Origin of the sequence: Roseomonas sp. AR75, assembly GCF_005222815.1 — a bacterium.
Classification (GTDB): Bacteria; Pseudomonadota; Alphaproteobacteria; order Acetobacterales; family Acetobacteraceae; genus Falsiroseomonas.
On sequence record NZ_STGB01000003.1, the window covers coordinates 81,430 to 102,688 of the forward strand.

Sequence of the window (21,259 nt, forward strand, 5' to 3'; positions counted from 1 at the left end):
GGCGGCTGCGCCTCAGCCGTCGAGGAGGCGCCGGACATGCGCGAGCACCAGCTCGGCCGATTGCTCGGGCGAGCGGCCGACGGTGTCTATCGTGAGTTCCGGCTTCTCCGGCGCCTCATAGGGAGAGGACACGCCGGTGAAGTTGCTGATCGCGCCGCGCATGGCCTTGGCGTAGAGGCCCTTCGGGTCGCGCTTCATGCACTCCTCGATCGGGGTGTCCACGAAGACCTCCACGAACTCGCCCGGCTGCATCAACTCCCGCACCATGCGGCGTTCCGCGCGAAAGGGCGAGATGAAGCTGCACAGCACGATCAGCCCCGCATCCACGAAAAGCTTCGCCACCTCGCCGACGCGGCGAATGTTCTCCACCCGGTCCTGGTCGGTGAAGCCGAGGTCGCGGTTGAGCCCGTGGCGGAGGTTGTCGCCGTCCAGCGTGTAGGTGTGCCGGCCTTCCGCGAACAGCGCCTTCTCCACCAGCTTGGCGATGGTGGACTTGCCCGAGCCCGACAGGCCGGTGAACCACAGGATCAGCGGCTTCTGATGATCCAGTGCGGCGCGCGCCGCCTTGTCCACCAGGAATTCCTCGGTGTGGATGTTGGTGGCGCGGCGCAGCGCGAAATCCACCATGCCGGCGCCCGCGGTGCGGTTGGTGAAGCGGTCCACCAGGATGAAGGCACCGGTGGCGCGGTTCTCGGCATAGGGATCGAGCGGCACCCGTTGGGAGAGCGCCAGGTTGCACACCGCGATCTCGTTGAAGGCCAGCTTCTTCGCCGGCTGCTGCTCCAGCGTGTTCACGTCCACCTTGTGCTTGATGGCGGTGACCGAGGCGCTGGTCCAGAGATTGCCGAAGCGCGCGAGATACTGCCGGCCCGGCAGCAGCGCCTCCTCGTCCATCCACAGAAGATGGGCGGCGAACTGGTCCACCACCTCCGGCCGGTCGGCGAGCGGCGCGAGCACGTCGCCGCGCGCGACATCCACCTCGTCGGCCAGGCAGATCGTCACCGCCTCCCCGGCGGAAGCGATCTCCTGCTCGGCATCGGGGCCGAGGATGCGCGCCACGCGGCTCTGCCGGCCGGATGCCGCCACCACGACCCCGTCGCCCACCGCGATGCGGCCGGAGGCGACGGTGCCGGAGAAGCCGCGGAAATCCAGGTTCGGGCGGTTCACCCATTGCACGGGGAAGCGGAAGGGCTTGTCCTCCGCGCCATGCTCCACATCCACGGCCTCGAGATGCGCGAGCAGCGTCGGGCCACGATACCAAGGCGTGTTCCCGCTCTTCTGCGTCACGTTGTCGCCGAAACGGGCGGAGACCGGCACAGGGGTGAGCGTGGTGAAGCCCAGCCCCGCGGCAAAGATCGCCCAGTCGCCGACGATGCGGTCGAAGGTCGCCTCGTCCCAGTTCGCGAGGTCCATCTTGTTCACCGCCAGCACGACATGGCGGATGCCGAGCAGCGAGCAGATGTAGGTATGCCGCCTTGTCTGGGTCAGCACGCCCTTGCGCGCGTCGCAGAGGATGATGGCAAGGTCGGAGTTGGAGGCACCGGTCGCCATGTTGCGGGTGTATTGCTCGTGGCCGGGCGTGTCGGCGACGATGAAGCTGCGCTTCGGCGTGCCGAAGAAGCGATAGGCGACGTCGATGGTGATGCCCTGCTGCCGCTCGGCCTCCAGCCCGTCCACCAGCAAGGCGAGGTCCACATCATCGCCGGTGGTGCCGTGCTTGCGGCTGTCCTTCTCGATGGTGGCGAGGGTGTCCTCCATGATCAGGCGGCTGTCGTAGAGCAGCCGGCCGATCAGCGTGGACTTGCCGTCATCCACCGACCCGCAGGTGAGGAACCGAAGCAGGCCGCGAGCCGCCTGGGCGCCGGAGGGCTGCCCAAGGGGAAGTTGATCCATCGTGACGCAGTCCTCGACCTGGTCTCGGGTCCGCCGCCGCCGCAAGAAAAAGGGCGCCGCGCCCGGCGGGGTGCAACCTTTGCGCAATGCGGCTATCCCATACCGGACCACGCGGCCGCAAGATGGCCGCCCGGCCCGGCCCGATGGCCCCCCAGCGTCAAGGAATCCGCCGAGACATGCCCGATCCCGCCGCCCTGCTGCCGGACCTGGTCTCCATCGCCGCCGCGGCAGGCACGCGCATCGTCGAGATCCGCAGCCGGCCGCACGAGGTCACCGCCAAGGGCGACGGCACCCCGCTGACCGAAGCCGACCTGGCGGCCGAGGCGATCATCGCCGCCGGCCTGGCCAGTGCCGCGCCTTCCGTCCCCGTGGTCTCGGAGGAGGACGCAGCACGGGTGGACCCGCCGGCGGGCGTGCCCTTCCTGCTGGTGGACCCGCTGGACGGCACCAGGGAGTTCCTCGGCCCCTCCGGCGAGTTCACTGTCAACATCGCGCTGGTGAAGGACGGACGGCCGGTCTGCGGCGTGGTCTATGCGCCGGCGCTCGGGCGCATCTGGCGCGGCGCGGCGGGGCAAGGCGCAGCAGCCGGGGCGCTGGCGCCGGGGGCGGACCCCGCGCGGATCGCCTGGGTGCCGATCCGCGCCCGCGCCCGCCCTGCGAAGGCACTGGTTGCCGTCGCCAGCCGCTCGCATCTCGACAAGGACACCGAGGCCTTCCTGACCGCGCTGCCGGTCGGGGACCGCCGCTCGATCGGTTCCTCCCTGAAGTTCTGCCTGGTCGCGGAGGGCGAGGCGGATGTCTATCCGCGCCTCGCGCCGACCATGGAATGGGACACGGCGGCCGGCCAGGCGGTGCTGGAAGCCGCCGGCGGCAGCGTGGCGACGCCGGAGGGCGCACCCTTCCAATACGGGAAGGCGGCGGCGGGCTTCCGCAACGGCCCCTTCGTCGCCTGGGGTGCGCCGCCAGCGGCCTGAGCGCGCCGGTTGACACGGATCGGCAAAGCGCCATCAGTCGGCGCCATCCTGCGGAGGAACAGAGAAGCCGGTGTTCGTCTTCCTGGATGAGACGCGGCAGCTCGGCCTGGATTGCGTCGCCTATCTCTCGGCGCGGCGCGGCATCGCCTTCGGCTGGACCATGCTGCCGCGTGGCGTGGAGGGCGGGCTGGACATTGCGGCGGCCGGCGACCTGCCCTGCCCGATCCTGCACGCCGATTTCCACGACCGCCCCGATGTCGGCAACGCCGATCCGCGCCAGGCCGTGGTGAAGGGCTTCGTGCTGGTCTTCGAGCTGCCCTCGGCGCCCGAGGCGCTGACCATGACGCTGACGGCCGGCACGGTGCAGCTGCGCGCGGACATGCGGGACAAGCGCGTGGAGCGGAGCCTGCCTAAGGGCATTGCGGCGCGGAACTGGCGGCTCAACCTGGCGCTGCTGCGCCAGGCCGCCTCGGTGCCGGAACTCGCGCCGCTGATGACGCATCAGGGCCGCCCATTGGGCGCCTTCGCCGATTGGCTCGGCGCGATGCCCGTTCTGCGCGGCCGCGCCGCCCATCACGGTCGCATCGCGGAGGCCGAGGCGCTGCAGGCGAGTTCGGGCGAGGTTCTGGTGATGCTGCGCGCAGCCATGGCGCTGCCGGCCGAGGCCCGCATGGACGCGGTCGCCATCGGCTGGGTCCGGGCCACGCCCCGCAGCCCGGCGGAGCCACGGCTGCTGCCCTTTGCGGAGTGGCTGGGCAGCAGGCTGCCCGCGGCGCTGGCGGGCTATGGCCGGCTCGGCGGGCCCCTGGCCGACAGGGTGCAGGCGCTGGAGATCATCGTCCATGCCGAGCCGGAGCCCGGCGAGGATGTGTGGCTGCGCTGCCGGCCGGCCCCGGCCACCGTGCCGGACCTGCTCGACGCCGCCTGCCGCGGCACCGCGGATTCCCTGGCTGTCCCGGTGGAGGCGGCGGGCTCGGCCGGCCTCGACCTGCTGCGGGCGGTGATCGCGCGGCGGGAGGCGGCCTTCACGCCGATGCTGACGACGCTCGGCGCCGCCCCGGCGGCGTCGGCGCCGGCGCCGCGCACCGCCCTGCTGCTCGGCGCCGACGATCCCGCTGCGGCGCGGCTGTTCCATGTGACCGCCGAGCTCTTCGCGCGCCATTGCGACCGGCTGCTGGTGATCGGCACCGCGGCGGACGAGGTGGCGCAGGCCTTCGCGCCGGGCAGCGGGCCGGAGGTGCTGGTGGGCGAGGCGGCCGCCGACGCGCTGCGTGCGGCCAGCTTCACGACCGGGGTGCTGGCGCTGGACGCGACGGGCTTCGCCGAGGCGGTGATCGCCGGCACGCCCGACGCCGCCTTCGCCGATGTCCTCACCGGCGCGGAGCTGGCGCGGCTGCTGGCGCTGCATGCGGTGGCCGGCTGCGCGCCGGCGCTGGCCGACAGCCTGCGGCGGCTGCTGCGCGCGCGGCACGGCGGGTCGGCGCAGCGCCGCTTCGCCCCTGTGCCGCGCAGCTGGAGCAACCGGCACGCCGCGGCGCCGGTGCTGGCGCATCTGGAACGGCTCTGGTCGGACGGCGCAGCAGGGGCGGCAGCGCATGGCTGAGACCGCGCCCAGCGTCTGCATCCTGGCCCATTCGCATCCCGACTTCTCCAAGGGCGGCGGCGAGATGGCGGCGCATCGCCAGTTCCTGGCGCTGCGCGCGGCCGGGCGCCGGGCGGTGTTCGTCGGCGCCTGCGAGACCGGCACGACCTATGCGGCGCAGCGGCCGATCGAGACGGTGATCGCGCATGGCGAGGACGACTTCGTCTTCTCCTTCGCCGGCATGGCGGAGGACCGGCTGGGCTGGGACGATCCCTGGCAGCGGCGGATGCTGGTGGAGTTCCTCGCGGGGCTCGGCACGGATGTCTATCACCTGCACCACTACTGGCGCGTCGGGCTGGACCTGATCCACGACCTGATGGCGGCGCGGCCGGATGCGCGCTTCGTCATGACGCTGCATGAGATGCTGGCGATCTGCCTGCATCACGGCCAGATGGTGAAGACGCGCTCGCGCGAGCTGTGCCGGCGGGAAAGCCCGCTGTCGTGCCTCGCCTGCTTCCCCGACCAGACGCTGGAACGCTTCGCCTTCCGCAAGGCGACGCTGCTCTCCGTGCTGCGGCGCCTGGACCACGTGGTCTATCCCAGCGCCTTCCTGCGCGGCCGCTACGAGGCATGGGGGCTGGCGGGTCGGCCGGGCAGCGTCATCGAGAATTTCCTGGGCGACGAACTGATGGCGGAGCCCCGCCGGGCGGGCGATCCGCACCGCCTGGCGCCGCGCTTCGGCTTCTTCGGCCAGCCCACGCCCTACAAGGGGCTGGACGTGCTGCTGCGCGCGCTGCCGCTGGCGCTGCGCGAGAACCCCGCGATCACGCTGACGGTCTTCGGCGCCGACCGCGAGGACGTGCTGCGCCTGTTCCCGGTGCTGGAGCCGCAGTTCGAGCAGGCCGGTGCCAGCCTCTCCTTCGCCGGGCGCTATGACGCGCTGGACGCGGTCGCGCTGATGCGCGGCGTGGGGTGGGTGGTGGTGCCTTCCGTCTGGTGGGAGAATTCGCCGGTGGTGATCCAGGAAGCGCGGCGCGCCGGCACGCCGCTGATCGTGTCCGGCATCGGCGGCATGGCGGAGAAGGCCGAGGCCGGCGTGGACGCGCTGCATTTCGACCGCGGCTCGCCGGTGGACCTGGCGCGCGCGATGGTGGAAGCGGCCGATCCCGCGCTGCGCGCGCAATATGGCGCGAGCCTGCGCGACGTGATCGGGCGCGACGAGTTCCTGGCGGCGCTGGATCGTGCCTATGCCACGCCCGGCCGCGCCGCCGCGCCGCGCGCGGCGGCAGCCGAGTAGCGACGAGGCTTCCGATGCAGCGCCTCGTCGTCGTCATGAGTCATGCCAGCCGCGCCATGGGCGGCGCGGTCCGCGAACTGCATTTCTGCGCGGCGCTGCGGGCCCGCGGCGTGGATGCGCGCGTGTGGCGCATGCATGAGGGCAGGGAGAGCGCGGAGGAGGAGATCCTCGGCGTGCCGGTGCGCTTCTGCCCGTCCGACGCGCCGGAGAAGGCGCCGCACTACCAGCTCTCCCCCGCGCTGCGCGACGAGGTGGTCGCCTTCGCGCCGGAGGTCGTGCTGTACAAGGGCCTCAGCTACCACATCAACGCCTATGTCCAGGCCGCGCGGCCGGCCGGCGCGCGCTACGGGCTGATCGTCGGCGGCGCCATCACCGACCCGCTGGTCGATGGCGCGGCGGCGATCTTCGGCGAGTATCGCGAACAGCTCGCCAAGCATTTCCGCCCGGCCATGCTGGAAGGGCGGACGATGGTGATGCCCAAGCACATCGACCTGTCGCTCGCCGGCGAGGGCGCGCCACCGCGGCGCGCGGAGTTCGACATCGTCAATGTCGGCACCTTCGCCGAGAAGCGGAAGAACCAGGGCGCGCTGCTGCCCTTCGCGGCGCGGCACCGGCTGGCCTTCGTCGGCGGTGGCCCGCTGCTGGCGGAGGCACAGCGCACGGTGCGCAAGGCCGGCCATGCGGAGAACGTCACCTTCTTCAAGCGCCTGCCGCATGCGGAGGTGTTCGGCGTGCTGCGGCGGTCGCGCATCATGGTGCACAGCTCCGTCGGCGACGGCCTGCCGCGCGCCACGGTGGAGGCAATGGCCTGCGGCGTGCCGGTGGTGGCGTTGCGCGAGACGATTGCCGGCGGCATCCCCGCGACCGCGGGCCTGCTGGTCTCGGAGGCGGGGCTGCCGCATGCGGTGGAGCTGCTGCTGACGGACGACGCGCTGCGCATCCAGATGGGCCGCGCCGCGCGCCGACATGTCGAGCGCAACCACGGACCCGCCGCGATCGCCGCGGCGGCGGAGCAGGCGATGGCGTTGCTGTCGCGGTAGCGGTAAGCGCGCGGCTCTACGCCCGGCGCCGCTCGTCCGACCGCTGGCGCGCCAGGTCGAAGGGAAGCTGGAAGATGATCTCGTCCCAGCCCCAGAACTGCCGCAGCGAGGTGCGCAGCGCATTCGGCCCAAGCACCGGCCGGCGCCCGTCATGCGCCGTCACCTTCAGCACCGGCGCGAGCAGGTCGCGCCAGAAATCGGCGGACATCCAGGCATCCACCACGCTCGCATGCATCCCCGGCGCCAGCGCATCGCGCGTCGACGGGATGCGGAAGGGCGAGTTGCCCAGGAAGACGCCCTCCTTCCCGAAGAACCGCGCCTCCGCCACCAGGGAGGAGGAGATGCCGACGACGCGGCGGATCGCGTCCTGCCCCATCAGCACATAGGCGTTGTCCGACACCTCCCGGATGCGGCGCAGCGGCAGGCCGACATCGTGCAGGCCGAAGCCCTCGGGATTGTAGGGGTGCGGCTTGTAGAGGATCGGCGCCTCCGGCCCGATGGCGCGATGGAACGCTGGCGCCATGTCCCGCAGGTCGATCAGCCTGCCGCCGGACAGCAGCGAGCGGTCCACCCGCGTCTGGCCGACGACCAGGACCTCCTCGGTCACCGGGGCGCTGACCGGGATCTTCACGGCGGTCGCTGCGACCAGATCCGCCCAGGGCTCGAAGACGTGGTCCTCGGCGTGATGCGCGGCCAGGGCCTGCACGATGTCGCCGTGGTTGGTCTGCACGGCGAAGAGCAGGTCGGGGCCGAAGCGATAGGGATGGATGTTGAGGTCCACCCAGGGGATGCCGAGCCGCGTCAGCAGCCGCTTCTGCATCTCCGCCAGCTCGAAGCCGATCACCGCGCCCACGCCGTCGAAGCTCGCCGCCATGCGGGAGGCCGCCTCGCGCGGGATGCTCTCGGCGTCGAACAGCGCGACCCAGCCGTCGATGTCGGGCGTGACGCCGGCGGCGGCGTAGAAGCCCGGCGTGTCGAAGGGCGTTGCGGTGGAGCCCGGCGGCGGTCCCCAGGCCAGCGCCTCCACCTCCAGCCCCGTCGCGGCGGCGAGCGGACGACGCAGCAGGCGGTGCAGCCAGAGGATGTTGCCGATCTGCGAGGGCCGGAAGCCCTCATCCAGCGGACGCAGCACGTCCCCGGTGACGAGGAGGCGCAGCGTCACGGCGTGACGCAGCCAGGGCGCCGACGACGCCGCCCGGCGCAGGAGGGCACGAAAAACCTCACGCCCGTTCGAGCCGCGCCCAGACCAGGCCGATCCCGATGCGCCGCGTGTCGCGCCGCGGGCCGCGGGAGGGGTCCTCGTGCAGCGGGCCGTGCAGCATCAGCGTCAGGCGCGTGCCGGCCGGCAGGTCCGCCAGCACCGGCCGCGCCTCGAAGATGCCCACCGTGCCATCGTTGGAAATGGGGGCGAAGTCCAGCGGAACGCCGTCGAGGAACATGTCCTGCGCGCTGATGTCGAGCGGCAGCCCGAAGGGCGAGCGCAGGCAGAGGGTCAGCACCAGCTCGCCGCCGCCGAGCGCGGGCAGCAGCACGGTGCTGCAGCGGGCGGCACCGGACCAGATCAGCCAGCCGCCCTCGGTCTGCTCCGGATCCCACCAGCCATAGCCGACGAAATCCGGCTCGCCCGGCGTGACGGCGACCGGGCCGGCTTCCGCCGCGGCGGCAGGGCCGAGCGCGGCAGCCAGACGCGCGGCGGGGATGAAGCGCAGCGGATCGAGCCGCAACCGGTCCTCGCGCGTCAGCCGCGCTTCCTCCTGCGCCGCTTCCAGCGCATCCAGCCGCGCGGCGTTGCGGGCGAGTTCGGACAGCACGAGTTCCGCGAAGGGCTGCACTTCCGGCGGCAGCGCCTCCACCAGCGGCGCGGCGTCCTCCCGCAGGCGCAGCAGGTTGCGCCGCTCCAGCGCGGCATCCACCAGCGCGGCGGCGCGATCGGGCGAGAGGTCAGGCAGATGCGCGGTCAGGGTCGTCGCTCCGTTCCAGGCCGACACGCATTTAGCCCACTCCTTTCCCTGCCACTACAGTTCCTGGACCTCGGCCACGCCGGGCAGCACCTTCATCGCCTGCATCAACCGGGGCGAGACGTTGAAGCCGCCGGGGAGCGCGATCTCGACCTCCTGCCCCGGGCCGGTGACGGGCACCAGCACGACGCGGCCGCGCCCCCTGCCCTCGCGCTCCAGCAGCGACCGGATATGCGGCACGGCGGCGGTCTGTTCCAGCCAGAGCTTGAGCCCGCCGGCGATGCCGGCCGCCGCCTTCTCCAGGTTCTCGACGTCCTGCGCGGTCAGGCGCAGGGTCTCGCCATCCACCCGTGCATCGGCGGTGACGACCAGCGCCTGGCCTTCCGACAGCAGGTCCCCGGCGCGCGCCAGCACCTCGCTGAAGAAGGTCACCTCATAGGCGCCCTGCGCGTCCGACATGCGCACGAAGGCCATGCGGCTGCCGGTCTTGGTCTTCATCGAACGGCTGCTGACCACCGTGCCGGCCAGCCTGATGCGCCCCGCCCCGCCGCGCGCGCGCTCCGCGATCTGCACCGAGGAGACGACGCCGAGCTTGGCCAGCGCCCGCTTGTAGGTGTCCAGCGGATGCGCCGAAAGGTGGAAGCCCACCGCCTCCGCCTCGAAGGCCAGGCGTTCCAGCAGAGGCCAGTCCTGTGCTTCCGGCAGGCGCAGCGGCGGCGGCGCGCTTTCCGCGCCGAACATGTCGCGCGTGGGATTGGCGCGACGCTCGGCCGCTTCCTGTGCCGCGCGCAGGATCAGCTCCGAGCCCTGCACAACCCGCGCGCGGTTCTTCTCCAGCGTGTCGAAGGCCCCGGCGCGCGCCAAATTCTCCAGCTGCATCTTGTTCAGCAGCCGCGCATCCACGCAGCCGGCGAAATCGGACAGCGAGGCGAAGCCGCCGCGGGCGTCGCGCGCCGCCACCAGCTCCTTCATCGCGCCGAGGCCGACACGCTTGATGGCGCCGAGCGCGAAGCGGATGGCGACCTTGCCGTCCTCCTGCGGTTCCAGCACGAATTCCGCGCCCGAACGGTTGATGTCCGGCGGCAGCACGGCGATGCCGAGCCGCGCCGCCTCCTGCATGTGGCCCGCGAGCTTGTCGGTGTTGCCGAGGTCGAGCGACATCGACGCGGCGAGGAAGGCGACCGGGTGGTTCGCCTTGAGCCAGGCCGTGTGATAGGCGACCAGCGCATAGGCCGCGGCATGCGACTTGTTGAATCCGTATTCGGCGAACTTCTCCATCAGGTCGAAGATCTCGCCGGCCTTCGCGTCGGGGACGCCGTTCTTCACCGCGCCGTCCACGAAGATGCGGCGCTGCGCCTCCATCTCTGCGCGGTTCTTCTTGCCCATCGCGCGGCGCAGCAGGTCGGCGCCGCCCAGGCTGTAGCCCGCCAGCTCCTGCGCGATCTGCATCACCTGCTCCTGGTAGACCAGGATGCCGTAGGTCTCCTGCACGATGTGCATGATCGCAGGATGCGGCGCGGCCCATGGCTCGCCATGCTTGCGCTGGCAATAGGCGGGGATGTTGGCCATCGGGCCCGGGCGATAGAGCGAGACGGCGGCGATCAGGTCCTCGAAGCGGTCAGGGCGCATCATGCGCAGGCAGTCGCGCATGCCCTGGCCTTCGAACTGGAACACGCCGGCGGCGTCGCCCTTCGCCAGCATCGCGTAGGTCTTCGCGTCATCCAGCGGCAGCGCGGCGAGATCGAGCGTGATGCCCTGCCGCTTCAGCAACTCCACCGCGCGTTCCAGCACGGTCAGTGTCTTGAGGCCGAGAAAGTCGAACTTCACGAGCGAGGCGTTCTCGACATGCTTCATCGAATACTGGGTGATGAGCATGTCGGACCGCGGGTCCTTGTAGAGCGGCACGATCTCGACCAGCGGCTTGCGGCCGATCACCACGCCCGCGGCATGGGTGGAGGCGTTGCGGTAGCAGCCCTCGATCTGCTGCGCGATCTCCAGCAGGCGGGCCACCTGCTCGTCGTTGTCGCGCATTTCCTGCAGCTTCGGCTCGCCCTCGATCGCCTGCGACAGCGTGACGGGCTTGGCCGGGTTGAACGGGATCAGGGAGGCGATGCGGTCCACCTGGCCATAGGGCATGCCGAGCACACGGCCCACATCGCGCACCGCCGCCTTCGCCTGCAGCTTGCCGAAGGTGATGATCTGCGCGACGCGGTCGGCGCCGTATTCGCGCACCACGTACTGGATCACCTCGTCGCGCCGGTCCTGGCAGAAATCGATGTCGAAATCCGGCATCGAGACGCGCTCGGGGTTCAGGAAGCGCTCGAAGAGCAGGCCGAAGCGCAGCGGGTCGAGATCGGTGATCAGCAGCGCCCAGGCGGCGACGGAACCGGCGCCCGAACCGCGGCCGGGCCCCACGGGGATGCCGTGCTGCTTCGCCCACTGGATGAAGTCCGCGACGATCAGGAAGTAGCCGGAGAAGCCCATCTTCTCGATGACGGAGAGTTCGTAGGCGAGGCGCTCGCGATAGGTCGGCCGCTCGGCCTCCGGCGTGGCCTGGGCTTCCAGGCGTCGCTCCAGCCCTTCCTTCGCCATCGCGGCGACGGTTTCGGCCTCCGTCATGCCGGGGCGCACCTTGGGGCAGATCGGCAGTTCCGGCTTGCGCGATTCCGCCATGACCGCGCAGCGCCGCGCGATGGCGATCGTGTTGTCGCAGGCCTCCGGCAGGTCGGCGAAGAGATCGCGCATCACCGCGGCCGGCTTGAACCAGTGTTCCGGCGTCACGCGGCGGCGGTCCTGCTCCGCCAGCACGCGGCTTTCCGCGATGCAGAGCAGCGCGTCATGCGCTTCGTACATGCCGGTCTTGGCGAAATACACGTCGTTCGCGGCGACGATGGGCAGCCCCGCCTCGTCCGCCAGGCGCAGCAGCGCCGGCTCGATCGCGCGCTCCAGCGCCAGGCCGTGGCGCTGCAGTTCCACCACCAGGTCGTCCGGCCCGAATTGTTCCTTCAGTTTCGCGAGCAGCGTGGCGGCGGCGTCGCGCCGGCCTTCCGACAGCAGGCGGCCGAGCGGGCCGGTGGTGCCGCCGGTCAGCAGGATCAGGCCCTGCGCGTGCGCGCCGAGCGTGTCCAGCGTGATGCAGGGCTGGCCGGAGGGATCGCTGCCGAGGAAGCCCGCCGAGGACAGGCGCTGAAGGTTCTCCAGCCCCTGCGCATCCTTGGCCAGCGCCACGATCGGGTCCGGCCGGCTGTAGCGCGGATCGGCGGCACGCCCGGCATCCTCGGTGGCACTACGAGACAAAAAGAACTGGCAGCCCATGATGGGCTGGATGCCCTTGCCGGCGCAGGCCTGCGCGAATTCCAGCGCGCCGAACAGGTTGGCGGTGTCGGTCAGCGCGACCGCGGGCATGCCGTCGTCCTTCGCGAGCGCCGGCAGCTTCTCCGCCTTGATCGCGCCTTCGGACAGCGAATAGGAGGAATGGACGTGCAGATGGACGAAGGAGGACATCACCCCCTTCCTAGCACGGACCGGCCGGAGATTCGCGATGCAAGACGACCTCGCCCTGCTGCGCCGCGCCATCGCCTTGGCGGAGTCGAGCCGCGCCGCCGGCCAGCACCCCTTCGGCGCCGTGCTGGCCGATTCGGAGGGAAGCGTGCTGATGGAGGCGGGCAACGGCTTCCACCCGCATGGCGACGGCACCGCGCATGCCGAGCGGCTGGTCGCCACGCGCGCCTGCATCGAGCTGGCGCCGAAGCAGCGCGCCGCGGCGACGCTCTATTCCAGCGCCGAGCCCTGCGCGATGTGCGCCGGCGCGATCTACTGGGCAGGCATCGGCCGCGTGGTCTTCGGCCTTTCGGAGAAGCGCCTCAAGGCGATGATCGGCCCGCATCCCGAGAACCTGACGATGGACCTGCCCTGCCGCGACGTCTTCGCCGCGGGCCAGCGCTCGGTCCGCGTGGAAGGCCCGCTGCTGGAGGACGAGGCGGCCGTGGCGCATCACGGCTTCTGGTAGACACAGTGGCGGCCAGCGAAGCTGGCCGAGGCCGCGAATGCGGCCCGCCGCTTGTGCGGCGAGCCAAGCCGCCGGAGGCGGCGCGTCACGACAAAGGCGTGCCTTCGCACGACGCGCCTGAGGGCGCCAAAATCAATGCAGCTTCACGCGCGGCTCGGTCCGCTGTGTCAGCATGCGCCCGACCGAGGCCAGCGCCGTCTTCGCCCAGCCATGCAGCGCGCGCTGGTGCATCTTGTAGAGCGAGCGGTACATCAGCCGCGCGAAATACCCCTCGACCATCAGGCTCTTGCCCACCAGCACGCCCATCAGGCTGCCGACGGTCGAGTAGTGGCCGAGCGAGACCAGGCTGCCGAAATCGCGATACTTGAACGGCTCCGGCGCCTCGCCCTTCAGCCTCCGGCGGACCTGGCGCAGCACGTGGCTCGCCTGCTGGTGCGCCGCCTGGGCGCGCGGCGGCAGGAAGCCGCCCGGTCCCGGACCTGGGCAGGCGGCGCAGTCGCCGATGGCGAAGATGTCCGGGTCGCGCGTGGTCTGCAGCGTCGGCAGCACCGCCAGCTGGTGCATGCGCGCCAGTTCCAGCCCGTCGAGCTGCGCCAGCACCGGCGGGCCCTTCACGCCGGCGGACCAGACGACGAGTTCGGATTCCAGGAAGCGGCCGTCGGCGAGTTGCACGCCCTCGGCCGTCACGGCGTTGACCCGCGTGCCGGCCAGCACGCTCACGCCGAGCCCCTCCAGCAGCTTCGTCGCGGCTTCCGAAAGCCGCTCCGGCAGCGCCGGCAGGATGCGCGGCGCGGCCTCGATCAGCGTCAGGCGCAGGTCGCGCTCCGGGTCGATGCGATCCAGGCCGTAGGCGACAAGCTGGCGCGTGGCGCGGTGCAGTTCCGCGGAGAGTTCCGTTCCCGTCGCGCCGGCGCCGATGATGGCGACATGCAGCTGTCCCGGGCGGATCGGCTCCGGCTGCGTCTGGGCGCGTATGCAGGCATTCAGCAGGCGCCGGTTGAAGCGCCGCGCCTGGTCCGTGGTCTCCAGCGGGATCGCGTGGTCGCGCACGCCGGGCGTGCCGAAATCGTTGGTCGTGCTGCCGATGGCGATGACCAGCGTGTCGTAGGGCTCCTCGCGCCCCGGCGTGACCTGCCGCCCGTCCTCGTCGAAGGTCGGGCCGAGCTTCACGATCTTCGCGGCGCGATCAAGGCCGATCAGCTCGCCATAGCGATAGGTGAAGTGGTGCCAATGCGCCTGCGCCAGGTAGTCCAGCTCATGGTCGTCCACATCCAGGCTGCCGGCCGCAACCTCGTGCAGCAGCGGCTTCCAGAGATGGCTGCGGGTGCGGTCCACCAGCGTGACGCGCGCCTTGCCGCGCCGGCCCAGCGTGTCCCCGAGGCGCGTTGCGAGTTCGAGTCCCCCGGCCCCCCCACCGACGACGACGATGCGGTGCAGGTCCGTGGCAGGCGGAGGCGGGTCGGTCGGCATGGCAACAATCCTACATGAGTCGCCCTGGCCGGGATGCAATGAACTTGCCAGAAGTCTCAGGCCGGGATGACGCGCCCCTCGCGCAGCGTCACAACCCGATCCATCCGGGCGGCAAGATCCGGGTTGTGGGTCGCGATCATCGCCGCGACGCCCTGGCCACGCACCGCCTGCAGCAACTCGCTGAACACGCGGTCGGCGGTGCCGATGTCGAGATTCCCGGTCGGCTCGTCGGCCAGCAGCACGCGCGGGCTGTTCGCCAGGGCGCGCGCGATCGCCACGCGCTGCTGCTCGCCGCCCGACAGCTTCCCCGGCCGATGCTGCTCGCGCCCCTGAAGGCCGAAGGCGTGCAGCAGCGTCGTCGCGCGCTCCGAGGCCGCCGCGCGCGCCACGCCGGCGGCCATCTGCGGCAGGGCGATGTTCTCCAGCGCCGTGAATTCCGGCAGCAGGTGATGGAACTGGTAGACGAAGCCGATGGTGGTCCGCCGGATCGCGGTGCGCTGATCGTCGTTGAGGGTGCCTGCGGCCTTGCCGCCGACGAACACCTCGCCCGAATCGGGTCTCTCCAGCAGGCCTGCCAGATGCAGCAGCGTGGACTTGCCGGTGCCGGACGGGGCGACGAGCGCCACGATCTCGCCGGCCGCAAGCGTCAGGTCCGCGCCGCGCAGCACGGGCAGTTCGCCCGCTTCCGTGCGGAAGGCGCGGGCGACGGCGCGGAGCTCCAACGGCGCGGAATCACTCATTGCGCAACGCCTCGACCGGGTCAGTCTTCGCCGCGCGCCAGCTTGGGTAGATCGTGGCCAGCAGCGACAGGCCGAGGCCCATCAGCACCACCTGCGTCACCTCCCACGGGTCCACCACGGCTGGCAGGCGGGAGAGGAAATAGACCTCCGGGCTGAACAGCTCGGTCCCCGACAGCGCCTGGATCGCCTGGCGGATGCTCTCGATGTTCCAGACGAACAGCATGCCGAGCACGAAGCCGATCAGCGTGCCCGCCACGCCCACGCTTGCACCGCACAGCAGGAAGATCCGCAGGATGGACCCGCTGGTCGCGCCCATGGTGCGCAGGATCGCGATGTCCCGGCCCTTGTCCTTCACCAGCATGATCAGGGAGGAGATGATGTTGAAGGCCGCCACCAGGATGATCAGCGTCAGGATCAGGAACATCACGTTCCGCTCCACCTGCACCGCCGCGAAGAAGCTGGAATTGGCGTCCTGCCAGTCGAGGATGCGCACCGGCGTGCCGTCCAGCGCCGTGCGGATCGCCCGCGTCACCGCACGGACCTCGGTCGGGTCACGCACGAAGACCTCGATCTGCGTGGCCGTGTCGCCGGTCTGGAAGAACACCTGCGCGGCCTGCATCGGCAGGAAGACGAAGCTGCTGTCGTATTCGTGCATGCCCACCTGGAACAGCGCGACCACCGTATAGGCGCGCACCCGCGGCACCGTGCCGAACACCGTCGTGCGGCCCTGCGGCGAGACCAGCGTGATCTTGTCGCCGACCGTGATGCGCATCTTCTGGGCCAGCCGCGTGCCGATGATGATGGCGTCGTCGCCCTCAAACTGCTCCAGCGAGCCGACCATGATGTTCTGCGCGACAAGGCCGCGCGCGCGCAGATCATCCGGCTTCACCCCGCGCGCGAGCCCGCCGGAGGCGCCGCCCTGCTCGCTCGTCAGCAGCACCTGGCCTTCCACGATCGGCGTCGCGCTGATCACGCCGGGCACGGTGCGGATGCGCGCGGCCATCGCGTCGTAGTCGGTGATGTTGCGCTCCATCCCGTAGACGCCGAGATGGCCGTTCAGGCCGAGGATCCGCCCCAGCAGCTCCTGCCGGAAGCCGCCCATCACGCTCATCACGATGATCAGCGTGGCGACGCCGAGCGCGATGCCGACCAGGGAGAAGATCGCGATGACAGAGACGAAGCGCTCGCCCTTGCGTGCCCGCAGATAGCGGAAGGCGACGGCGCGCTCGAAGGCGTTGAACATCAGGCGAAAGTCAGGCGCTCAGCCGCGCGATCGCGTCCTCGACGCTCAGCTCGTAGCGCTCGCCGGTCATGCGGCGCTTGAGCTCCACCTTGTCGGCCGCGGCACCGCGCGGGCCGATGATGACCTGCCAGGGATGGCCCATCAGGTCGGCGTCGGCAAACTTCACGCCGGCCCGGTCCGGACGGTCGTCATAGACGCCGTCATTGCCGAGCGCGGCATAGACGCGCTCGCTCAGCGCATCGCAGGAGAGGTCGCCCGGCTTGAGGTTGATCACCGCTGCCTTGAACGGCGCCACGGCGTCCGGCCACTTGATCCCGGCCTCGTCGTGGTTGGCCTCGATGATCGCGCCGACGAGGCGGGAGACGCCGATGCCGTAGCTGCCCATCTCCGGCGCGACCGCCTGGCCGTCGGCGCCCTGCACGCGCAGGCCCATGGGCTGCGAATACTTGGTGCCGAAGTAGAAGATGTGCCCCACCTCGATCCCGCGCGCGGAGACGCGGCTCTCTTCCGGCAGGTTGGCCCAGGCGGCCTCGTCATGCATCTCTTCGGTGGCGGCGTAGTGGCCGGTCCAGCGGTTCACCAGCGGCGTAAGGTCCGAATCGTAGTCCGGCGTCTCGGCCAGCGGGTCCATCTCCAGCAGAGCCTTGCTGACGAAGACCTGGCTCTCCCCGGTCTCGGCCAGGATGATGAATTCGTGGGAGAGGTCGCCGCCGATCGGGCCGGTGTCGGCGCGCATCGGGATGGCCTTCAGCCCCATGCGGGCGAAGGTGCGCAGATAGGCCAGGAACATCTGGCGGTAGGAGTGCGTGGCGCCCTCCTTCGTCAGGTCGAAGGAATAGGCATCCTTCATCAGGAACTCGCGGCCGCGCATCACGCCGAAGCGCGGGCGCACCTCGTCGCGGAACTTCCATTGGATGTGGTACAGGTTGCGCGGCAGGTCGCGGTAGCTCTTCGCGAACTGGGCGAAGATCTCCGTCACCATCTCCTCGTTGGTGGGGCCGAACAGCATCTCCCGCTCGTGGCGGTCCTTCAGCCGCAGCATCTCCGGGCCATAGGCGTCGTAGCGGCCGGACTGGCGCCAGAGATCGGCCGACTGGATTGTCGGCATCAGGATCTCCTGCGCGCCGGCGCGGTCCTGCTCCTCGCGCACGATCTGCTCGACCTTCTGCAGCGTGCGCCAGCCCAGCGGTAGCCAGGCGTAGATGCCGGCGGAGGTCTGGCGCACCAGGCCGGCGCGCAGCATGAGCCGGTGCGAGACGATCTGCGCCTCGGCTGGCGTTTCCTTGAGCGTGGGCAGGAAGGCGCGGGAGAGGCGCAAGGCGAGGCTCCGGGCGGCGGGAAGGCCGGGAAACTAGACCGGATCGCGGGGGCGGGAAATGCCGGCCGGGCGCTCGCGACAAGCAGTCCGTGCGTCATGTTGCGTCGCAACAAAATTAGGCGCAAGGCGGACGAAAGAAAATATCACGCCGATTTCGCCACGATTCAGCCCAAAAAGCCCTTTGCAATTCATAATTCCGCAGGTAGAAAAAAACGGGCCGCACCCCAAAGGGGGCGGCCCGAGTTTAGGGAGGAAACGCCAGTCACACGGCAGAGAGAGGATCAACCTCTCCCTGGGATGGATATTGGCTTGGGGAGCTAAGGCGGCACAACAATAAAGGCCGCCGTGGAAAGCCAAAAAACAGGCTTCCGAAACCGAACTGCGCATTTCGAGGGCGGCACCCGCTGGGGAGGCGGGTTGGCCGCCTGAATTTTATGCACACCCCGCCGAGCGCCCAGACTCACCGCCCTGCCGGCCCCTCATACGCCAACCAGCCCTCCCGGAAGCTCACCAGGTCGGAGGCGATCAGCGCGTAGGCGCCGAGCCAGAGCACGCCCGCGATCAGCGTGGTCGCGATCGCCTTGCGCAGCAGTTGCGGCCGGGTCGGCGCACCGCGCCAGCCGCCGGCCTCCGGATCCGCCTCCTCCACCGGCCGCGTGCCCACCGGCAGCACGGCGAACAACGTCAGCCACCAGATCAGCAGATAGACGATGATGCCCGTGAACCAGTCCATGCGCCTATGTGCCTCCGCGTTCGCCGCCGCGGAAGTCTCGCTTGACCGCACGGGATGGCAGGCCTGACCCTCACTGGCGGGAGGGCCCGGCATGCTGGAGATGGAATTGATGCGCCAACGCGGCGTGCTGGTGCTGGAACCAGACGGGCCGCTCACGGAAGAGGATTTCGACCGCCTGGGCGCGCTGATCGATCCCTATCTGGAGGAGGCGGGGCGCCTGCGCGGCCTGATGGTGGACACGCGCAGCTTTCCCCGCTGGGACGGGCTGGACGGGTTATTGGCGCATGGCCGGTTCGTGCGCGGCCATGCGGCGAAGGTGGACCGGGTGGCCCTGGTCACCGACAGCGACCTGGCCGGGATGCTCGCCCGAGTCGCCGCCGCGCTGCTGCCGCCCAAGCTGCGCCGCTTCGACTCCGGCGAGCGGGCGCAGGCGATGGCCTGGCTGACCGAGCCCGAGCCAGAAGCGTAGCCGCCGGCCTTTTGCCGCCACACCTCAGACCCGCAGCAGATGCACCTCGACGCTCGGCCGCTTGCGCAGCCGGCGGCCAACGGCGCGGCGCACCGCGGTCCGCGCCGCTTCCCGCAAAGCACCGTCCTCGCGCTTCATCGGCGCGGGAAGCTCCACCACGGCACGGGCCAGGTCGGCGGCAATCTGCGCCGTCTCGCCATCCGTGCCGTCGAACAGGCCGGGCGCCGAGACCTGCGGCTGACCCAGCACCCGCCCGGCGCCATCCACCGCGAGGGAGGCGATGACCACGCCGTTGAACAGCATCTTCTTCCGCGCGGCGAGCACATCGCCATCCAGCGGCAGCAGCCGGTCGCCATCCACCGCGAGCCGGCCGACGGGCACGCTCTCCACGATGTCGGGCGTGCCGGGGGCAAGCTTCAGGACGTCGCCATCCTCGATCACATAGGCGTCGGCGCCCAGCGCCTCGGCGAGGTTGGCGTGCTCGTTCATGTGCCGCCACTCGCCATGTACGGGCACGGCGTATTTCGGCTTCACGAGCTGGTACAGCCGCTTGAGCTCGTCGCGCGCCGGATGGCCGGAGACATGCACCATGTGGTCATCGGCAGTCATCACCTCGACCCCGGCGCGGCTCAGTTCGTCCTGCACGCGCAGGATCGCGCGCTCGTTGCCGGGGATCATGCGCGAGGAGAAGATCGCCGTGTCGCCCTCACCGAGGGACACATGGGGATGGGTGTCCGCGGCGATCTTGGACATGGCGCTGCGCGGCTCGCCCTGGCTGCCGGTGCAGATCATCACCAGCCGGCTGTCCGAGACATCGGCGGATTGCTCCTCGGTCAGGAAGGGCGGGATGTCGCGCAGATAGCCGCATTCCCGCGCCGCGGCCTCCGCATTGCGCAGGCTGCGGCCGAACAGCGCCACCTCCCGCCCGGCGGCACGCGCGGCGAGCGCGATGCTCTCCACCCGCGCGACATTGGTCGCGAAGCAGGTGACGGCGACGCGGCCCTTCAGCCCCTTGATCAACGCGGCCAGGTTCCGCCGGACCTCCGCCTCGCTGCCGGAATGGCCTTCCACCAGTGCATTGGTGCTGTCGCAGACCATCGCCAGCACGCCCTCCTCGCCGAGGCGGGCGAAGGCGGCCTCGTCGGTCGGCGGGCCGATCAGCGGCTGCGGGTCGAGCTTCCAGTCGCCCGTGTGCAGCACCGTTCCGTATGTCGTGCGGATCGCCAGCGCCTGCGCCTCCGGCACGGAATGGGCGACGCGCAGGAACTCCAGGTCGAAGGGACCGAGCGTCCAGCGGCCGCCGAGAGGCTGGGTGATGATCTCGGCCTGGGTCAGCAGCCCCGCCTCCCCCAGCTTGCGCCGCAGCACGGCCGAGACGAAGGGGCCGGCATGGATCGGGCAGCGCAGCGCCGGCCAGAGATGCGCCACCGCGCCCACATGGTCCTCATGGGCGTGCGTGATCACCAGGCCGACCAGGCGCTCGCGGCGCGCAGCCAGCCAGCCGGCATCGGGCACCATCACATCCACTTCCGGATGCTCAGGCCCACCGAAGCCCAGGCCGCAATCCACGGCCAGAAGCTGGCCATCGCAGCGGTAGATGTTGAGGTTGAGGCCGATCTCCCCCGTCCCGCCGAGCGGGATGAAGGCCAGGTCTCCTGTCATTGTTTTTCCGTTTTCTCGATCAGGTCAGGGAGTGGTGCGGCGGCCCTTCAGGCCAGGGTGTCGTCGCGGCGGGAATGTCTCACCAATGTGGGGGCGGGGTTGCGCTCCGCCAACAGCCGCAGCCCATCGAGGGTGGTGTCGGGGTCGGTGGTCTCGATCACCGCCGTCCCTTCCGCGAAGAGCGGGGCGAGGCCGCCGGTGGCGATGACCTTCAGGTGCCCGTCCACCGCCTCGTCGTACTCGCCGCGGATACGGGCGACGATGCCTTCGATCAGGCCGACATAGCCCCAGTAGATGCCGGATTGCATGGCGGCGACGGTGTTGCGGCCGACCACCGCCTGCGGCCGGCCGATGCCGATGCGCGGCAGCCGGGCCGCGGCCCGGTGCAGCGCCTCGATGGACAGGTTGATGCCCGGCGCGATGACGCCGCCGAGATAGGCGCCGTCCCGGTGCACCACGTCGAAGGTGGTGGCGGTGCCGAAATCGATGACGATCAGCGGCCCCTTGTAGCGGTGATGCGTGGCCAGCGCGTTGAGCAGGCGGTCGGCGCCGACCTCATGCGGCGCGTCCACCCGGATCTCGAAGCCCCAATCCAGCGAAGCCCGGGCGATCAGCGGTTCGCAGGCGAACCATTCGCGCGCCAGGCGGCGCAGGTTGTAGAGCGCCGCCGGCACCACCGTGCCGATCACGCAGCGGGAGATGTCGGCCGGCTTCAGCCCGGAATGGCCGAGCAGCGTCATCAGCCAGACGGCGTATTCGTCCGAGGTGCGCTCGGCATCGGTGCGGATGCGCCAGCGGCCGCGCCACTCGGCGCCGTCATGCACGGCGAAGACGACGTTGGTGTTGCCCGCATCCACCGCCAGCAGCATGG

General features: G+C 70.6%; 17 protein-coding genes. 6 read left to right on the forward strand and 11 right to left on the reverse strand.

Features of this window, described 5'->3' with window-relative positions:
* Positions 1-12 precede the first annotated feature (12 nt).
* Positions 13-1,893, reverse strand: coding sequence for a sulfate adenylyltransferase subunit CysN (gene cysN, locus E4T13_RS12415; RefSeq protein ID WP_137178617.1), 1,881 nt, complete (start codon positions 1,891-1,893; stop codon positions 13-15).
* A 176-nt stretch (positions 1,894-2,069) separates the two neighbouring features.
* Between cysN and cysQ the strand changes: the two genes are divergently transcribed.
* The 4 genes from cysQ to E4T13_RS12430 all read left to right on the forward strand — a co-directional run bounded on the left by cysQ (position 2,070) and on the right by E4T13_RS12430 (position 6,786).
* On the forward strand, positions 2,070-2,867 hold the full coding sequence (gene cysQ / locus E4T13_RS12420) for a 3'(2'),5'-bisphosphate nucleotidase CysQ (protein WP_137178618.1): 798 nt from the start codon (positions 2,070-2,072) through the stop codon (positions 2,865-2,867).
* Between the two features lie 70 nt (positions 2,868-2,937).
* Positions 2,938-4,470, forward strand: a complete 1,533-nt coding sequence (locus E4T13_RS29895) for a hypothetical protein (RefSeq protein WP_170984969.1) — start codon at positions 2,938-2,940, stop codon at positions 4,468-4,470.
* Positions 4,463-5,746, forward strand: a complete 1,284-nt coding sequence (locus E4T13_RS12425; RefSeq protein ID WP_170984970.1) for a glycosyltransferase — start codon at positions 4,463-4,465, stop codon at positions 5,744-5,746. The genes E4T13_RS29895 and E4T13_RS12425 overlap by 8 nt, the downstream gene beginning before the upstream one ends.
* A 14-nt stretch (positions 5,747-5,760) precedes the next feature.
* Positions 5,761-6,786, forward strand: a complete 1,026-nt coding sequence (locus E4T13_RS12430) for a glycosyltransferase family 4 protein (protein WP_137178620.1) — start codon at positions 5,761-5,763, stop codon at positions 6,784-6,786.
* Positions 6,787-6,802: 16 nt separating this feature from the next.
* On the opposite strand, the gene E4T13_RS12435 is transcribed toward E4T13_RS12430, so the two are convergent.
* The 3 genes from E4T13_RS12435 to dnaE are packed head-to-tail and all read right to left on the reverse strand — an operon-like array spanning position 6,803 to position 12,248.
* The gene (locus tag E4T13_RS12435) at positions 6,803-7,948 is read right to left on the reverse strand and encodes a hypothetical protein (protein WP_137178621.1); all 1,146 of its coding nucleotides are present in this window, start codon (positions 7,946-7,948) and stop codon (positions 6,803-6,805) included.
* A 58-nt stretch (positions 7,949-8,006) separates the two neighbouring features.
* Positions 8,007-8,774 (reverse strand): hypothetical protein, encoded by a 768-nt coding sequence (locus tag E4T13_RS12440; protein ID WP_137178622.1) that lies wholly within the window; start codon positions 8,772-8,774, stop codon positions 8,007-8,009.
* A 27-nt stretch (positions 8,775-8,801) separates the two neighbouring features.
* Positions 8,802-12,248 (reverse strand): DNA polymerase III subunit alpha, encoded by a 3,447-nt coding sequence (gene dnaE, locus E4T13_RS12445; protein ID WP_137178623.1) that lies wholly within the window; start codon positions 12,246-12,248, stop codon positions 8,802-8,804.
* A 37-nt stretch (positions 12,249-12,285) separates the two neighbouring features.
* Here dnaE and E4T13_RS12450 point away from each other — a divergent pair, with 37 nt between their 5' ends.
* Positions 12,286-12,753, forward strand: coding sequence for a nucleoside deaminase (locus E4T13_RS12450; RefSeq protein WP_137178624.1), 468 nt, complete (start codon positions 12,286-12,288; stop codon positions 12,751-12,753).
* 132 nt (positions 12,754-12,885) lie between these two features.
* Here the strand turns inward: E4T13_RS12450 and E4T13_RS12455 are convergent, their stop codons facing one another.
* From E4T13_RS12455 to E4T13_RS12475, 5 genes are all read right to left on the reverse strand, one after another.
* Positions 12,886-14,223: an NAD(P)/FAD-dependent oxidoreductase gene (locus tag E4T13_RS12455; protein WP_137178625.1), complete on the reverse strand. Its 1,338-nt coding sequence runs from the start codon at positions 14,221-14,223 to the stop codon at positions 12,886-12,888.
* 56 nt (positions 14,224-14,279) lie between these two features.
* The gene (locus tag E4T13_RS12460) at positions 14,280-14,963 is read right to left on the reverse strand and encodes an ABC transporter ATP-binding protein (protein WP_137178626.1); all 684 of its coding nucleotides are present in this window, start codon (positions 14,961-14,963) and stop codon (positions 14,280-14,282) included.
* Entirely contained in the window at positions 14,956-16,206 is a 1,251-nt protein-coding gene (locus tag E4T13_RS12465; RefSeq protein ID WP_137178627.1) for a lipoprotein-releasing ABC transporter permease subunit, read from the reverse strand. Before E4T13_RS12465 ends, E4T13_RS12460 begins: the two co-directional genes overlap by 8 nt.
* A 10-nt stretch (positions 16,207-16,216) precedes the next feature.
* Positions 16,217-17,524 carry a proline--tRNA ligase gene (gene proS, locus E4T13_RS12470; RefSeq protein WP_137178628.1) on the reverse strand — a complete coding sequence of 436 codons (1,308 nt, stop codon included), beginning with the start codon at positions 17,522-17,524 and terminating at the stop codon, positions 16,217-16,219.
* A 460-nt stretch (positions 17,525-17,984) separates the two neighbouring features.
* Positions 17,985-18,257: a DUF1467 family protein gene (locus tag E4T13_RS12475; protein ID WP_137178629.1), complete on the reverse strand. Its 273-nt coding sequence runs from the start codon at positions 18,255-18,257 to the stop codon at positions 17,985-17,987.
* Positions 18,258-18,348: 91 nt separating this feature from the next.
* Between E4T13_RS12475 and E4T13_RS12480 the strand changes: the two genes are divergently transcribed.
* Positions 18,349-18,726 (forward strand): STAS/SEC14 domain-containing protein, encoded by a 378-nt coding sequence (locus E4T13_RS12480; protein ID WP_137178630.1) that lies wholly within the window; start codon positions 18,349-18,351, stop codon positions 18,724-18,726.
* Between the two features lie 24 nt (positions 18,727-18,750).
* Here the strand turns inward: E4T13_RS12480 and E4T13_RS12485 are convergent, their stop codons facing one another.
* Positions 18,751-20,388 carry a ribonuclease J gene (locus tag E4T13_RS12485; protein WP_137178631.1) on the reverse strand — a complete coding sequence of 546 codons (1,638 nt, stop codon included), beginning with the start codon at positions 20,386-20,388 and terminating at the stop codon, positions 18,751-18,753.
* Positions 20,389-20,435: 47 nt separating this feature from the next.
* Complete coding sequence (locus E4T13_RS12490) at positions 20,436-21,257, reverse strand: type III pantothenate kinase (RefSeq protein ID WP_137178632.1); 822 nt, start codon at positions 21,255-21,257, stop codon at positions 20,436-20,438.
* Positions 21,258-21,259: the final 2 nt, after the last annotated feature.

What these genes read in the sequence shown, in the direction of transcription:
- cysN (WP_137178617.1), bottom strand. Translation starts at nt 1,893, where the DNA reads ATGGATCAACTTCCCCTTGGGCAGCCCTCCGGCGCCCAGGCGGCTCGC.
- cysQ (WP_137178618.1), top strand. Translation starts at nt 2,070, where the DNA reads ATGCCCGATCCCGCCGCCCTGCTGCCGGACCTGGTCTCCATCGCCGCC.
- E4T13_RS12425 (WP_170984970.1), top strand. Translation starts at nt 4,463, where the DNA reads ATGGCTGAGACCGCGCCCAGCGTCTGCATCCTGGCCCATTCGCATCCC.
- E4T13_RS12430 (WP_137178620.1), top strand. Translation starts at nt 5,761, where the DNA reads ATGCAGCGCCTCGTCGTCGTCATGAGTCATGCCAGCCGCGCCATGGGC.
- dnaE (WP_137178623.1), bottom strand. Translation starts at nt 12,248, where the DNA reads ATGTCCTCCTTCGTCCATCTGCACGTCCATTCCTCCTATTCGCTGTCC.
- E4T13_RS12450 (WP_137178624.1), top strand. Translation starts at nt 12,286, where the DNA reads ATGCAAGACGACCTCGCCCTGCTGCGCCGCGCCATCGCCTTGGCGGAG.
- E4T13_RS12455 (WP_137178625.1), bottom strand. Translation starts at nt 14,223, where the DNA reads ATGCCGACCGACCCGCCTCCGCCTGCCACGGACCTGCACCGCATCGTC.
- E4T13_RS12460 (WP_137178626.1), bottom strand. Translation starts at nt 14,963, where the DNA reads ATGAGTGATTCCGCGCCGTTGGAGCTCCGCGCCGTCGCCCGCGCCTTC.
- E4T13_RS12465 (WP_137178627.1), bottom strand. Translation starts at nt 16,206, where the DNA reads ATGTTCAACGCCTTCGAGCGCGCCGTCGCCTTCCGCTATCTGCGGGCA.
- E4T13_RS12475 (WP_137178629.1), bottom strand. Translation starts at nt 18,257, where the DNA reads ATGGACTGGTTCACGGGCATCATCGTCTATCTGCTGATCTGGTGGCTG.
- E4T13_RS12480 (WP_137178630.1), top strand. Translation starts at nt 18,349, where the DNA reads ATGCTGGAGATGGAATTGATGCGCCAACGCGGCGTGCTGGTGCTGGAA.
- E4T13_RS12485 (WP_137178631.1), bottom strand. Translation starts at nt 20,388, where the DNA reads ATGACAGGAGACCTGGCCTTCATCCCGCTCGGCGGGACGGGGGAGATC.
- E4T13_RS12490 (WP_137178632.1), bottom strand. Translation starts at nt 21,257, where the DNA reads ATGCTGCTGGCGGTGGATGCGGGCAACACCAACGTCGTCTTCGCCGTG.